Consider the following 14,544-nt stretch of genomic DNA (forward strand, 5'->3'; position numbering starts at 1 on the left):
AGGCGGCGCAGCGACGCCCGCGGCCCGTTCCATCGACAGGAGCGCTGCGATCACGAGAGAGAGAGAGAGAGAGAGAGAAGAGGAACGACCATGGCCATCCCCCGCATCCAGACCTATCGCATGCCACGAGCCGAGGAGCTCCCGGGGAGCCGGGCGTCATGGCGGCCGGACCCGGGGCGCTCCGTCCTCTTGATCCACGATATGCAGGAGTATTTCCTCGGCTTCTACGACGCGAGCGCGTCCCCGATGGTCGAGCTGATCGCCAATGCCCGCCTGCTCCGGGAGCGGTGCGCAGCGAGCGGGATCCCGGTCGTCTACACGAAGCAGCCCGCCGAGCAGACGATGGCCCAGCGCGGCTTGCTGACGGATCTCTGGGGGCCCGGGCTGACGCAGCAGCCCGACAAACACGAGATCGTGCGCGAGCTCGCGCCGGGAAGCGCCGACACCGTCCTCACCAAGTGGCGGTACAGCGCCTTCCAGCGCACGGAGCTGCTGGATCTCTTGCGCCGCTGGGGCCGCGATCAGCTGATCGTGTGCGGCGTGTACGCGCACATCGGGTGCCTGCTGACCGCGTGCGAGGCGTTCATGAACGACGTCCAGCCGTTCCTCGTGACCGACGGGACCGCCGATTTCTCCCGGCAGCAGCACGACATGGCCATCGCCTACGTCGCGCAGCGGTGCGGCGTCGCGCTGCCGACGAGCGACGTCCTGGCCGCGCTCGCGCCCCGCGAGCGGACGAGCACCCCGCAGCGCGACGCGCCGGCGCCGGCGCAGCTCGGGGCGACGCAGGACCGGGCGCCGTGGGTCGAGCGCCTGCGCGGCGACGTGGCCGAGGTCCTCGACCAGCTCCCCTCGGCGATCTCCGATCGCGATGGCATCCTCGATCTGGGGCTCGACTCGATTCGGCTCATGACGCTCGTCGAGCAGTGGCGCGCCGCGGGGATCGACGTCGCGTTCGTGGACCTCGCCGAGCTGCCGACGCTCGGGCACTGGTGGGAGCTCCTGTCGGCCCGGCTGCCGCGCGAGGCGAGGCCAGCGCCCCGGCACCGCGCGGAGGCGCCCCTCCAGGAAGCCGCCCGCTGACCGGCCGAGCTTGCCCCACGACGGCTTCCCCATGGCACAGGTCACCATGAATCAGGTCGCGACATCCCCACCCAGGACGGTGGCGCGCACCCCGCCGCGCCTCCTCGAGGTGCTGCGCACGACCGCGATCTCCCCCCGCATGCGGCGGATCACGCTGGGCGGCGAGGCGATCGCGGGGTTCCCCGCGCGCTGCGGCGGCGCGCACATCAAGGTCTTCTTCCCGCGCGGCGGCCAGGCGGCGCCGGAGCTGCCCACGCTGGGCCCGGACGGCCCCGCCTGGCCTCCGATGCCGCGGCGGCCGATCACGCGCACGTACTCGGTGCGCAGGTACGACGCGCAGGCCGGCGAGCTGGACGTGGACTTCGTCCTGCACGGAGACGACGGCCCCGCGTCGCGGTGGGCCCACCACGCCAGGCCGGGCGATCGCATCGGCATCGCCGGGCCGGGAGGCCCCGATCCGATGCTCGGCCCCGCGGACTGGTACCTCCTGGCCGGCGACCTCTCCGCGCTGCCGGCCATCGGCGCGCTGCTCGAGGCCCTGCCGAAGACGGCGCGCGGCCACGCCATCGTCGCGGTCCCCGACGCGGCGGACGTGCAGGAGATCGATCGCCCGCCGCACGTCGCGCTGACCTGGATCTACCTGCAGGGCGAGCACGCCCCGGGCCCCCGGCTCGAGGCGGCCGTCCGCGCCCTGGCGTGGCCAGCGGGCCGCGTCTTCGCCTGGGTCGCGGGCGAGTCGTCGTCCGTCGTCGCGATCCGCGATCACCTGCTCGACGAGCGCGGGCTCGGGCGCGAGGCGCTGTACGCGATCCCCTACTGGAAGGCCAGCCAGTCCGAGGAGGCGTATCACGCGGAGCGGCACCGGATCATGGACGGGCTCGACAGGGCCTGACGGGAGCGATCGATGGAGTTCAAGCACAAGGCGGCGCTCGTCACGGGCGCGGCCCAGGGGATCGGCGAGGCCGTCGCCCGGAGGCTCGCCGCGCGGGGCGCCGCGGTGGCGGCGGTGGACGCGAACCGGGAGCGCCTGGGCGCCGTCGTCGCCGGTCTCCAGGCGAGCGGCCATCGCGCCGCGGCGTTCGCGGTGGACGTGGCCGACGGCGAGGCGGTCGACGGCGCGGTGGAGCGGATCGAGCGCGAGCTCGGCCCCATCGAGATGCTGGTCAACGTGGCCGGCGTGCTGCGCGTGGGCGGCGCCCTCTCGCTGAGCGACGACGACTGGGAGCGCACGTTCGCTGTCAACACCCGGGGGGTGTTCAACGTGAGCCGGGCGGTGGCCCGCCGCATGGTGACGCGCCGATCGGGGTCGATCGTGACGGTCGGGTCCAACGCCGCGCGCACGCCGCGGATGAACATGGGCGCTTACGCGGCCTCGAAGGCCGCCGCGGCCCAGTGGACGAAGTGCCTCGGCCTGGAGCTCGCGCAGCACGACATCCGGTGCAACGTGGTGTCCCCTGGCTCGACGGACACGCCGATGCAGCGCGCGCTCTGGGCGGATGATCGCGGCGCTCAGGCGGTCATCGCCGGCGCTCCAGAGGCGTTCCGGCTGGGCATCCCGCTGCGCCGGATCGCCACGACGGACGACGTCGCCAGCGCGGTGCTGTTCCTGCTCTCGGACGAGGCGCGGCACATCACGATGCACGACCTCTGCGTCGACGGCGGCGCCACGCTGGGCGCCTGATCCCCGCCCGGCGGGAGCGCCGATGTCCGCGAGCGCGGACACCGCGCGCCGGGCTCACGGGCCTTCCTCTCCCACGTTCCCGAACAGCGCGTCCGACGCCGCGCCGACCATCACCACCGCGGCGAGCGCCACGGCGGCGGCGATCGCGAGGGCTCCGAGGACCCGCGAGGGCTTCATCTGCCACCACATGGCGAGGCCGCTGAGCGCCCACACGACCAGCGTGATCCCGGTGATGTCCGCGAAGAGCGCCCAGAGCCACGCCACGCCGCCGTGCACGGGGAAGTGGTGCGTCTTGTGGAGCGTCTCGAGCACCTCGACGAAGCGAGGCCACCCCCGCGCGCCGGCTGGCCGCCCGTCGAGCCACCCCGTGCCCAGGTTGTACGTGACGTTCCAGGCGCGGCCGTCCGCGTCCCGCATGCCGAAGCGCAGCTCCGGGCTGATCTTCGGGTGGGCGCGCAGCGGCGCCGCGGCGTCGACGCCGATCTTGGGCAGGAGATCCTTTATCTGCTCCTGCACCGCCGCCATCCTGTGTCCAGGCAGGTCGATCGCGACGCCGGCGAACGGGGGCGCGGGGGCCTCGGGCTCGGGAGGGTGGCTGGAGACCGTCGCGCTGCCGTCGTCGAGGCGCAGGATCACCACCTGGCGTCCCCCGTCGGCGCGCGGCGCCGCGAGCAGGGGCCACCCGGAGAACGCGCCCGGGGTCCCCGGATCGAGCGTGTAGCGCGAGGGCGAGCCGGCGTTGAGCTGCTCGACGACCTGGCGCGCGAGCTCGCCGGGATCCCAGGGCTGGAACCCGGTGAGCGCCGACAGCCGCTCTCCCGAGAGCGACCGGCTGTCGATGTCTCGCCCGATCTGCGGGTGATTGAAGAGCGTGCCGCTGATCCCGAACAGCAGTATCCAGGGGAACAGCAGCAAGCCCAGGTACATGTGCACGCGCCGCACGACCTTCATGATCGCGCCGTAACGCGGCCGCCCGCGGGGGCCCCGTGGCGAACGGGGCCCTCGCGCGGCGTCGTCCCTCATCGCTCCTTCGTGATCGGGCGCGAGCGTCATCGGATCTTCGCGACGGAGAAGGTGAGCCCAGGCGCGCTCACGCCCGCCTCGCCCGGCCCGTCCTCGCCGATCTCGCGGAGCGTCGTCGACTCCTGGCCCTCGAACTCCAGCAGGAAGGTGCGGTCGCCGAGCGCGACGCTCAGGACGCTGCCGCCGCCGGGCGCGGCGTCGAGCACCGTGGCGGTCGGCGTATCGCCGAGCGTCACGCTGGCCCACCGCCACGCCGCGGCGCTCGCCAGCACGCGCGGGTGGGTGTCGTCCGCGATCGCGAAGAGGCTCTCGTCGAGCACCCGCAGGAACGCCTTCCCGTCCGGACCGCCGAAGAGCGAGCCGGCGGCGTCGCCGTCGAACAGCGTGCTCAGCTCGACGTGGAACTCGGGGTCGAACTGCCTCGTCTCGGGGTCGAAGCGCAGCATGCAGGGGGCGGCCGCGTTGTCGGGGTTGAGCCGGTGCACCGCCGCGCCGTACGCCTCGGTGGCCACGTAGATCATGCCGTCGGGCCCCTCGACTCCATCGCGCACGTAACCGCAGCGATCGTCGGTGACGACGGTCGCCTCGTCCGTCGCGCTGTCCACGACGACGACCGCGGCCACGCTCGGGACCTCCGGGCCGATCCGCCAGCCGCCGAAGGTGATCACGTCGTCGCCCTGGACCAGCGGCGACGACGAGGAGTACGTGAGGGTGGCGTCCTGGATCACGAGATCCTCGAGCGGGATGTCGCCGGTGACCGTCATTTCCTGAGGGTTCCAGACGACCACCTGGGCGGTGGGACCATCGAAGAAGTACGCCTTGGTCTCCGAGACGAAGTGGAACTGGGTGCCGTACTCGCCGAGCTTCGCGAGGCCCTTGCCCTGGAAGCTGATGGTGTCCCCTTCCTCGAGGCTGCCGTCCTCCTGCAGGTCGTAGCGGGTCACGGTCGCCGCGGCGTCGCTCGCCACGAACACCGCGCCTCCGCCGTCCAGCCCGACGCCGAGGGCGCGCCCCTGCACCTCGATGGCGTCGTCCAGCGACAGCGTCTCATCGGAGTCGATGTCGTCCGTCACGATGACGTAGCTCTGCGTGTCGCCGCCGTCCGGCCCGAACACCTGGACCGTGAGGGCGTACGCCGGCCCTGCGTTGGGCGTCCCCCCCGTGCCGCTGGTGGCTCCGCCGGCGCCGGTGCCTTCACCGCCGGCGCCCCCCGCGCCGCCGGTGCCACCGCTCGTCGCGCCGCTGCTCGTGCCATCGCTCGTGTCGTCGCCGCAGGCGACGAAGCACGGGAGGAGCAGGGTCAAGAGGAGGGCATTCGCGTAGCGCGCACGAGATAACATGAAGGATCTCCTTGTGTCGGGTTTCAACTGCTGTCGCACGAACATCGGCTCACAGGCTCAAGGCGAGCTTGGCGTACGCCGCTCGCCCGGGGCGCTGGACGCCGTAGAAGCTGAAGGCCTTCTCGTCGGTGAGGTTCTGCACCTCGACGGTCGAGCTCACCGTCCATCCGCCGCGCTCGACCAGGTACGTGAGCGCGAGCGTGTGCACGAGCTGCGACGGGATCTCCGCCTTGGAATCGGCTGCGCCGCGGCCTTCCGGGCCGACGAAGAAGGCGTGTACATAATCGGCGTGCCAGGTCATGGACAGGACATCACGCCGCGCCGCGATCTCGGGCCACCGCGCGCGCGCGACGACCCCGCCGAACAGGTACGGCTGGTTCTGGATGCGAACGCCGGTCGAGCCGTCCCGGAAGTCCTGCCAGGTGACGTGACCGTCGATCGACAGCCAGTCGCCCGGAGCGGTCCACCCGGCCGTCGACTCGATACCGACGGATCGCGCCGACAGCGTGTTTCCGTACTCCGAGTAGCCCAGGTGCCTTCGCAGCGTGATGAGATCCTCGGTGAAGCGACCGAAGCCGTTGGCGCTGAACCGGAGCTGTCCCGCGCCGGTCTCCGCGCGCTCCAGGGTCACGCTCAGGTTGACGTTGTGGCTCGCCTCCGGCTCCAGGTGGACATTCCAGACGATGAGCCCTCCGTCGCCGAACAGCTCCTCCGGCGTCGGCAGGCGGGTGGCGTACTCGTACGAGGCCTTGGCGTAGAGGGCGTCGGTGAAGCGGAAGCGCAGGCTGTCCCCTGCCCCCACCCGGTGCGTCGCTCGATCGACGTCGCCGATCCGGCCGCTCGGCAGGTGCTCCCGGGTGCGGACGCCGTGCAGGTAGAGCTTGGCGAAGGCGATGTTCGCGAGCCGGCCTTCGAGGGGCCTGGCCTCGTACTCGACGCCTGCCACGCCGCTCCACAGCTCCCGCTCCGCGGTCAGCGGGTCCTTCTCGGGCTCGGCCACGACAAGGTTCCTCCCGGTGCGCGTCACGTGGCTCGGCGAGAGCCCGAAGCGCAGGAGGTGCTCGGTCGCGGGGTGCCAGGCCAGGTTGACGCGAGCGAAGGCGGTGTGCTGGCGGACTTGCTGGTCGTTCGCGTCGTCCCCGACCTCCCCCCGATACGGGCGCTCCACGCAGCCGCCCGACCAGTCGTAGGTGCACGTGGCCACGTCGAGGAAGGTCGTGCGCGCGTACGAGTACCCCACGAGGGCGTCGAGCCGCGCCCTCCCGGAGAACGGCTGCGCATACCGCAGCAGCGCGCCGCCCGTCTGCCTGCCGAAGGTGACCTCTCCGAAGGGCGGCGACTTGACCCTGCCGTCGAGCATGTCGACGAGCAGGCCGTGCTGCACCTCCTTGTCGTGCGAGGCGAAGAAGGCGCGGAGGAGCAGGCGGTCGGCCCACGGCCGCCGGACGACCCCCACCTCGGCCGCGCCGCCGGCCGCGACATAGCCGTCGTGGAACCGCCGGGCGCGCGCGGGCGACAGGCGCCCGCTCTCGTCGGACGCCATGACGTCGATCGGGGTGTCGTTCCGCGCGCGATCGACGAACCCGCTCGCGCGGGCGAAGAGGCCGCTCGGCGCGTGCGCGTGGCGCGCGCCGAGGGTCAGCCGGTACGTGCCGAAGGAGCCGACCTGATAGGACGCCGACGCGCTCGTACCGCGCGTGTCTTGATCGGTCACCAGGTTCACCGCGCCGCCGAGCGCGTCCGTGCCGAAGCGCAGCGGGACGACGCCGCGGTAGATCTCGGCGCGCTCGACGAGGTTGACCGGCACGTTGGCGACCCCGAAGGAGTGCCCGGCGAGGTCGAGCGGCACGCCGTCGAGGAAGAAGCGGATCCGGTCGTCGGTGAGGCCGTTCAGCGAGAAGCGCGCGTCGGAGCCGAGCCCGCCGAGGCGGCGCACGCTCACGCCCTCGGCGCGCGCCAGCACCTGGCCGAGATCCGCGGCCTGACGCTTGGCCTCGACGGTCTCGATCACCTGGACCGCCTGCGCGGAGGTACGGAGCCGCTCGGCCTCGGAGGCCCCCCGCACGCTCACCTCGATCGCGGGCAGAGCTGGCCCTGCGGCGCCAGCGACCGGCGCGGCACCGACGGGTCGTGTGACGGGCGCGGCACCGGCGGCGCCCGCGACGGGCGCGGCCGCGGGGGTCGGCGCAGGCAGCCGGAAGTCGTGGCGGTAGAGGATGCGCGACGCGACGCTCCGGTCGCCTCGCCGGGCGGGCGTGAAGCGGAAGCGCAGCGCCGCTTGCTGCGCGGCCTCGTCGAACCCGTGGCCCGCGGGCTCGGCGATCTCTGCGCTGGTGACACGCCCTTCCGCGTCGATCGTCAGCCGCAGCACGACGCTCCCCTCCAACCCCGCCTCGCGCGCCGCCTGCGGATACGCCGCCTCGACGGCGCCCGTGAGCTCGGGCGGGCGCACCGCGAGCGCGGCGCCATCGCCCGGGGCGCGCGCCGCCGGCGCTGTCTCGGCCCCGGGTGCCGCTCCCTCGTCGCCCTCGTCGGCAGGGGCCTCTTCGCTCGCCCGCGCGTCCGCTGCGAAGGCCAACAGGGCACCGCAGGGGGCGAGGACCAGAGTCCCGGCCAGCGCGGCGCAACGCAAGGGCTGTAATCGAATCATGAGATCACCGGGCATGCTCACCGGAGCGTGACGAAGCGGCGCTCTGGCCGGCTCTGCGCAAGCTGGTTGTCGTGGCGTCTCGCTCGCCGGCTCTTCAGGCCTCTTCGGATGGCGCAGACCGCGCTGGCCAGGGGTCGCCGCCGCGAGCTGTCATGTCAGCGCTCTGGGAGATTCAACCGCTCACGTCCTCCGCCGCCGCCGGGACCGGGACGACGACGACGCGCTTGCACCGCCGGCACTTCAGCTCGACGCCGCCGGGCACATACCGGGCGAGAAGGCTGCCGCAGCCGCAGCGCACGGAATTGGGCTCGGCACGTCCAGCAACGCCGCAGTGATCACACCGGCTGTCGGGCGGAACAGTCGCCTTCGACATCAGGTTGTCCATCGTGGAACCCCACTTTCAATAATGAAAGTCACTTTCACTTTCAATCCGGAACCTGCCATGCTACCGACAGCGTTGTCAAGCGAAAGCGGTCGGAGAGCGTCCGCGAAGCGTCGCGACGTCCGCAGGTCCGAGCAACGCGAGATCGCGGCCGAAACCGGCGCGATCTGCGCGCTCGCTCGGGTCGCCGGCGCCGTGCCTCGCTGGCGCGGACAGGCCCACCACGGGACGGTAGCCCGCGGCGGGGGTCCCAACGAATTCGCTTGACAATGCCCACCCTACCTCACCATAAACGAACTTGAAAGTAGTTTTCATTTTCATTCGCTCGTCGATGCCTAGGTGGCCGCGCCCATCGCGGCGTCATCGAGCTGGGTCCGCTGTCGGGACGACGTCCGGCGCCCCTGCCCTGCGTGCTCTCGGGGCTCGGGCCCCGCTGCGCCGGCGGGCTCCGCTTTCGTTCCAACGGCGCTGGCTCGGGCGTCACGGCCGCCTCTGCGCCGTCGTCGCGGGCCGCGGATCGCCTGCCGCGAGCGTGCCTCTGGCGGCTGTCCCGTCGAGCGCCGGTTGAACCAGGAGGGTTGTCGTCATGGTCGCTCCTCAGGACGCGCGCTGGCCGCTGTCGGCCGCGCAGCACGGTATCTGGCTAGGCCAGCAGCTCGACCCCGCGAGCCCGGTGTACAACGCGGGCGAGTGCGTCGAGATCTGCGGGGCCATCGATCTCGCGACCCTCGAGGCCGCGATACGCCAGGCCGTCTCGGAGGCAGAGGCGCTGCACGTGCGCTTCACGAGCGAGGCGGATGGGCCGCGCCAGCGCCTCGACCTGTCCCCTGACTTCCCTGTCCACCGCGTCGATGTCAGCGCGGCGCCGGACGCGTTCGCCGCGGCCGAGGCGTGGATGCGCGAAGATCTCGCGAGGCCGGTGGATCTCGCGCGCGGGCCCCTCTTCACGGAGGCGCTGTTCACGGCGGGGCCCGATCGGCTCTTCTGGTACCAGCGCGCGCACCACATCGCGCTGGACGGCTACGGCTTCTCGCTGATCGCGCGGCGGGTGGCCGAGATCTACACCGCGCGCGTCGAGGGCCGATCGAGCGAAGGCGGCGCCTTCGGGTCGCTGCGCCGGGTCGTCGACGAGGATCTGGCCTACCGCGCCTCCCCCGATCTGGAGCGCGATCGCGCCTTCTGGACGCAGCGCTTCGCCGACCGGCCCGAGCCGGTGAGCCTCGGCGACGAGCCGGCGCCCGCGTCGCGCGCCTGCCTGCGCCGGACGGCGTCGCTCGCGCCGTCCACCATCGACCGGCTGAAGGACGTGGCGCGCCAGGCGAAGGCGACCTGGCCTGACGTCGTGGTCGCCGCGACCGCGGCGTACGCGCACCGGCTCACCGGCGCGCCCGAGATCGTCCTGGGGCTGCCCGTGATGGGGCGCCTCGGCTCGGTGTCGCTGCGCATCCCGGGCATGGTCATGAACATCGTCCCGCTCCGGGTGCCGGTCGCGGAGGGCGCGAGCCTGGTCGATGTCGCCCGGCAGGTCGCGGCCGAGCTCGCGGCCATCCGGCCGCACCTGCGGTATCGCTACGAGCAGCTCCGCCGGGATCTCAAGCTGATCGGCGGCGGCCGCCGGCTGTTCGGCCCGGTGGTCAACATCATGCCGTTCGATTACGACCTGCGCTTCGCGGGGCATCGCGGCGTCGCGCACAACATCTCCGCCGGCCCGGTCGAGGATCTGTCGTTCGGCGTCTACGCGAGATCGGACGGGCGCGGGCCGCGGCTCGACCTCGACGCCAACCCGGCCTGCTACGGCGACGACGATCTCTCGGCGCACCAGCGGCGCTTCCTCGCGTTCCTGGAGGCGGTCGCCGCCGCCCCCGAGCAGGCCCTCGATCGCGCCGAGATCGACCTCCCCCGGGCCGCGGCGCGCGCGCCCGGCGCGCAGGCGGCCGGGCAGCCCGGCGCGCTGCTCGACGGGGGCCCGCTGCCCGCGCCGGCGCGCCCCGTCGTCGAGCAGATCGCCCTGCGCGCGCGCGAGCAGCCGGACGCGACCGCCGTCCACCACGGCCTCGAGCGCGTGACCTACGGCGAGCTCGACCTCGCCGCCCGGCGGCTCGCCGCCCGGCTGGCCGCGCTCGGCGCCGGGCCGGACACGCTGGTCGCGGTGCTCCTGCCGCGCAGCATCGGCGCCATCACCGCGATCCTCGGCGCGCTCTACGCTGGCGCAGGCTACCTCCCCCTCGATCCGGACGGGCCGCAGCCGAGGACGACGGCGATCCTCGACGACGCCAGGCCGGCGATCGTCGTCACGACGTCGCAGCACGCCGCGAAGGTGGGGAGCGATCGCGCGGCGCGCCTCGTGCTCCTGGACGAGGCGATCCACGGCGCGCCGGCGCGGGCGCTGGTCCAGGGCGCGGAGGAGCACCTGGCGTACGTCATCTACACGTCCGGCTCCACGGGCCGCCCGAACGGCGTCATGATCGAGCGCGGCGCGCTGGCCCACTTCGTGGCGGCCGCGACCCACCGCTACGATCTGCGCCGCGACGACCGGGTGCTGCAGTTCGCGCCGCTGCACTTCGACGCCAGCGTCGAGGAGATCTTCCTGACCCTGTGCGCGGGCGCCGCCCTGGTGCTGCGCACGGACGAGATGCTGCAATCCGTGCCGCGGCTGCTCGACGCCTGCGAAAGGCACCGGATCACCGTCCTGGATCTGCCGACCGCGTTCTGGCACGAGCTCGCCTACGGCCTCTCGACCGGCGCGGCGTCGCTCCCCGAGCGCGTCCGCACCGTCATCATCGGCGGCGAGGCGACGCTGCCCGAGCGCGTCGAGCGCTTCCGCCGCGCCGTCGGTCGGCGCGCGCGGCTGCTCAACACCTACGGCCCCACCGAGGCGACCGTCGTCGCCTCGGCCGCCACGCTGAGCGGCGGCGACGCGCCGGACGAGGCGCAAGAGGACAGAGACGAGGCGCCGATCGGTACGCCGCTGCCCGGGGTTCGTGCGGCCATCGTCGACACGCAAGCGCACGGCCGGCTGGTCCCGCAGGGCGCCGTGGGCGAGCTCCACCTCATCGGGCCCGGGCTGGCGAGGGGATACCTCGGGCGGCCGGACCTCGACGCCGCGCGCTTCGTCGTGCTCGACCAGCTGGAGGGCCGCCCGCGCGCGTACCGCACCGGCGACCTGGTCCTCCAGCGGGCCGACGGGCAGATGGTCTTTGTCGGGCGCGTCGACGACGAGCTCAAGATCAGCGGCCACCGCGTCGATCCGCTCGAGATCGAGGCCGCGCTCCTGCGCCACCCTTCCGTGCGGGAGGCGGCCGTCATCGGGCACGCCTCGGCCGGCGGCGGCAAGCGCCTGTCCGCGTTCCTCGTCGCCGGAGACCCCGCCCCGTCGCCGGCCGAGCTCCGCCGGCACGCGCGCTCGCTGCTCCCCGCGGCCGCCATCCCCTCGGCCTTCGTGCTCACCGATCGGCTGCCGAGGACGAGCTCCGGCAAGATCGACCGCAAGGCGCTGCGGGAGGCGCCGATCGCCGCGGCGGCGGAGCCGCCTGCCGCCGCGACGGCGCTCGAGCGGCAGCTGCTGGAGGTCTGGGAGCAGGTGCTCGGCGTGAGCGGCCTGTCGGCGCACGACGATTTCTTCGAGCGCGGCGGCCAGTCGCTGCAGACGATCCAGATCGCCAACCGGCTCAGCGTCGATCTCGGGCGGGAGATCCCCGTCGCGATGATCTTCCGCCACCCGACCGTCGCGGCGCTCGCGCGCGCCCTCGACGAGGCGCAGGGCGCGGCGGCGGCGCAGACGAGCGGCGAGCCCCCCGGCGCCATGCTGGCCGACGCCGAGCTCCCCGAGGACGTCGTCCCCCGATCGCTCGCGTGGTCCGGCGGCGGCGGTCGCCCGCGGCAGGTCGTGCTCACCGGCGCGAGCGGCTTCGTCGGCGCGCACCTGCTCCACGAGCTCCTGACGCAGACGGACGCGACCGTGGTCTGCCTGGTGCGCGCCGCGAGCGAGGCGCACGCAGCGGAGCGGATCCGGCAGGCGCTCTCGAAGCAGCGCCTGCCGGTGGACGGCATCGACGCGCGGGTGCTCGCCGTGCCCGCCGACCTGACGCAGCCCCGCCTCGGCCTGAGCGCCGCGCGGTTCGGCCAGCTCGCCGCGGAGTGCGACGCCATCTACCACAACGCCGCGGTGGTGAGCCTCGTGCGCGACTACCGCAGCCTGCGCGCCGCCAACGTGATCGGCACGCGCGAGGCGCTCCGCCTGGCCGCGGCGGCGCGCCCCAAGCCGCTGCACCACGTGTCGACGCTCGCCGTGGCCCCGGGCATCGCGGCGAGCCCCGAGGTCGCGGAGGCGTTCGTGCCGCCGCACCCCGGCCTGCGCGACGGTTACCAGCAGAGCAAGTGGGCGGCCGAGCGCCTGGTGCAGCAGGCCGCGGAGCGCGGGCTGCCGGTCGCCGTGTACCGCCTGGGCCGCGTCGTCGGCGCGCCCGACACCGGCGTCGTCAACGAGCAGGATCTGGTCTTCCGGCTGCTGCGGGCCGGCATCCCCGCCGGCGTCCTGCCCGATCTCGACGTGAGGGAGGTGTGGACGCCCGTCGACTACGTCGGGCGCGCGATCGTGCGGCTCTCGCTTACCACGCTTACCGCGCAGACCACGGGCGCCGTGGTCAACGTCGCCCCTGCGCCCGAGGTCCGGCTGACGGAGCTCTTCGACTGGGCGCGCGACTACGGCTACCCGGTCGAGCGGCGCCCGGTCGCGGCGTGGCGCGCGCGGCTGAAGGACGGCGCCGACGCCGCGGACAGCGCCACGCTCGCGTTCTTCGATCTGCAGTCGGCCCCGGCCGACGGAGAGGCGACCTTCGGCATCGGGCGCGTGCGCTGCGACAACCTGGAGCGCGGCCTGGCCGGCACCGGCATCACGTGCCCGTCGATCGATCGCGCGCTCCTCTACCGCTACCTCGATCGCTGCGTCGAGGAAGGCCTCCTGCCGCCCCCTTCCAGCGCGGCGCGGCGAGCGCCGCGCCCCTCATGACACCGGCTCACGGACGAGAACCTCTAGCCAAAGAGAACGACCACGATGACCACACAGACGATCGACCCACGGGACAGGAAGCAGGGAGGCGGCGCGCCGCAAGGCGCCGCGGAGGGGCTCCGGCTCGACCGCTCGAACGCGCTGCTCGCCGAGGCGCGCCGGCTCATCCCCGGCGTCACGCAGTCGCTCATGAAGCGGCCGGAGATGTTCGCGCTCGGCTCGTTCCCCGTGTACCTCGAGGGCGGCGAGGGCGCGCTGGTGCGCGACGTCGATGGGAACCAGTACATCGACTACATCTGCGGGCTCGGGGCGAACACGCTAGGGCACAACCACCCGGCGGTCGTCGACGCCATCCGGCGGCGGCTCGACAGGGGCATCCTTCACTCGCTGCCGACGGAGGTCGAGGTCACCGCCACGCAGGACCTCGTCGCGATGACCCCGGGCGCCGAGATGGCCCGCTTCTTCAAGACCGGCGCGGACGCGACGTCGGCGGCCATCCGGCTCGCCCGCCACGTGACCGGCAGGGAGAAGGTCGTCACCATCGGCTACAACGGCTGGCACGATCACTTCATGTTCGACACCCCGGGCGTCCCGGCGGTGCTGCGCGAGTACACCCACCGCATGCCGCTCATGGCCGAGGCCGACGAGCAGCCGCTGCTCGATCTCATCGCGGGCAAGGGCCCGGAGCTCGCGCTCGTGCTGCTCTCGCTGCCCTACAAGCGGTGCGTCTCGGCGGAGTACCTGCGCAAGGTGCGCGAGGTGTGCCGCGCCCAGGGCGTGCTGTTCGTCCTCGACGAGGTCGTCACCGGGTTCCGGCTCGCGCGCGGCGGCGCGCAGGAGTACTACCAGATCGAGGCCGATTTCGTCTGCTTCTCGAAGGGCATCGCCGCGGGCATGCCGCTGTCGGCGATCGCCGGGCCGCGCCAGGTGATGAGCCGGCTCTCGGAGCTCCAGGTGTCGACGACGTTCGGCGGCGAGATGCTCTCGCTCGAGGTCTGCAGGGCGGCGCTGCGCGAGTACCGCGAGACCGACACCATCGCGAAGGTCGCCGCGCTCGGGAAGCGGCTCCGCGAGGGCGTCAACCGGCGCGCGGAGCAGGGCGGCTTCCCGCTGCGCGTCGTGGGGTACGACGCGATCCCCTTCTTCCTCATGGCCGAGGATCTGGCCGTCCACACGAAGCGCATGGAGCCGTTCGTCGGCGCGATGGCGAGGCGCGGCGTCCTGCTGCGGCGCGACGTCAACTTCCTCTGCGGCGCGCACACCGAGGCGCAGATCGATCACACGATCGACGCGGCGCACGACGCGCTGCTCGAGCTGGCGAGCCGCGGCGTGATCGAGCGCGGCGTGGGCGCGAAGGCCCAGAGCTGAGCCCACGGT

The 14,544-nt window shown here is 73.2% G+C and carries 9 protein-coding genes; 5 read left to right on the forward strand and 4 right to left on the reverse strand.

From position 1 onward, the window contains the following. Positions 1 to 90: 90 nt before the first annotated feature. From WME82_RS21445 to WME82_RS21455, 3 genes are read left to right on the forward strand one after another with little or no spacing between them, the layout of a single operon-like run. The gene (locus tag WME82_RS21445) at positions 91 to 1,083 is read left to right on the forward strand and encodes an isochorismatase family protein (protein ID WP_438044306.1); all 993 of its coding nucleotides are present in this window, start codon (positions 91 to 93) and stop codon (positions 1,081 to 1,083) included. Between the two features lie 46 nt (positions 1,084 to 1,129). Beyond that, the gene (locus tag WME82_RS21450; RefSeq protein ID WP_438044915.1) at positions 1,130 to 1,975 is read left to right on the forward strand and encodes a siderophore-interacting protein; all 846 of its coding nucleotides are present in this window, start codon (positions 1,130 to 1,132) and stop codon (positions 1,973 to 1,975) included. 12 nt (positions 1,976 to 1,987) lie between these two features. Further along, the gene (locus WME82_RS21455) at positions 1,988 to 2,764 is read left to right on the forward strand and encodes a 2,3-dihydro-2,3-dihydroxybenzoate dehydrogenase (RefSeq protein ID WP_438044307.1); all 777 of its coding nucleotides are present in this window, start codon (positions 1,988 to 1,990) and stop codon (positions 2,762 to 2,764) included. Positions 2,765 to 2,818: 54 nt separating this feature from the next. Here WME82_RS21455 and WME82_RS21460 read toward each other — a convergent pair whose 3' ends face one another. From WME82_RS21460 to WME82_RS21475, 4 genes are all read right to left on the reverse strand, one after another. After that, positions 2,819 to 3,715: a PepSY domain-containing protein gene (locus tag WME82_RS21460; protein ID WP_438044308.1), complete on the reverse strand. Its 897-nt coding sequence runs from the start codon at positions 3,713 to 3,715 to the stop codon at positions 2,819 to 2,821. A gap of 98 nt (positions 3,716 to 3,813) precedes the next feature. Continuing rightward, the gene (locus WME82_RS21465) at positions 3,814 to 5,127 is read right to left on the reverse strand and encodes a hypothetical protein (RefSeq protein WP_438044309.1); all 1,314 of its coding nucleotides are present in this window, start codon (positions 5,125 to 5,127) and stop codon (positions 3,814 to 3,816) included. A 49-nt stretch (positions 5,128 to 5,176) separates the two neighbouring features. Beyond that, on the reverse strand, positions 5,177 to 7,705 hold the full coding sequence (mxcH, locus tag WME82_RS21470; RefSeq protein WP_438044310.1) for a TonB-dependent siderophore myxochelin receptor MxcH: 2,529 nt from the start codon (positions 7,703 to 7,705) through the stop codon (positions 5,177 to 5,179). Positions 7,706 to 7,949: 244 nt separating this feature from the next. Next, positions 7,950 to 8,150, reverse strand: a complete 201-nt coding sequence (locus WME82_RS21475; RefSeq protein ID WP_438044311.1) for a hypothetical protein — start codon at positions 8,148 to 8,150, stop codon at positions 7,950 to 7,952. A gap of 595 nt (positions 8,151 to 8,745) precedes the next feature. Here WME82_RS21475 and mxcG point away from each other — a divergent pair. After that, positions 8,746 to 13,167 (forward strand): myxochelin non-ribosomal peptide synthetase MxcG, encoded by a 4,422-nt coding sequence (gene mxcG / locus WME82_RS21480; RefSeq protein WP_438044312.1) that lies wholly within the window; start codon positions 8,746 to 8,748, stop codon positions 13,165 to 13,167. A 45-nt stretch (positions 13,168 to 13,212) separates the two neighbouring features. Beyond that, positions 13,213 to 14,535 (forward strand): aminotransferase class III-fold pyridoxal phosphate-dependent enzyme, encoded by a 1,323-nt coding sequence (locus tag WME82_RS21485; RefSeq protein ID WP_438044313.1) that lies wholly within the window; start codon positions 13,213 to 13,215, stop codon positions 14,533 to 14,535. Positions 14,536 to 14,544 lie beyond the last annotated feature (9 nt).

Source organism: Sorangium sp. So ce128, assembly GCF_051525245.1.
Taxonomy (GTDB): domain Bacteria; phylum Myxococcota_A; class Polyangia; order Polyangiales; family Polyangiaceae; genus Sorangium; species Sorangium cellulosum_B.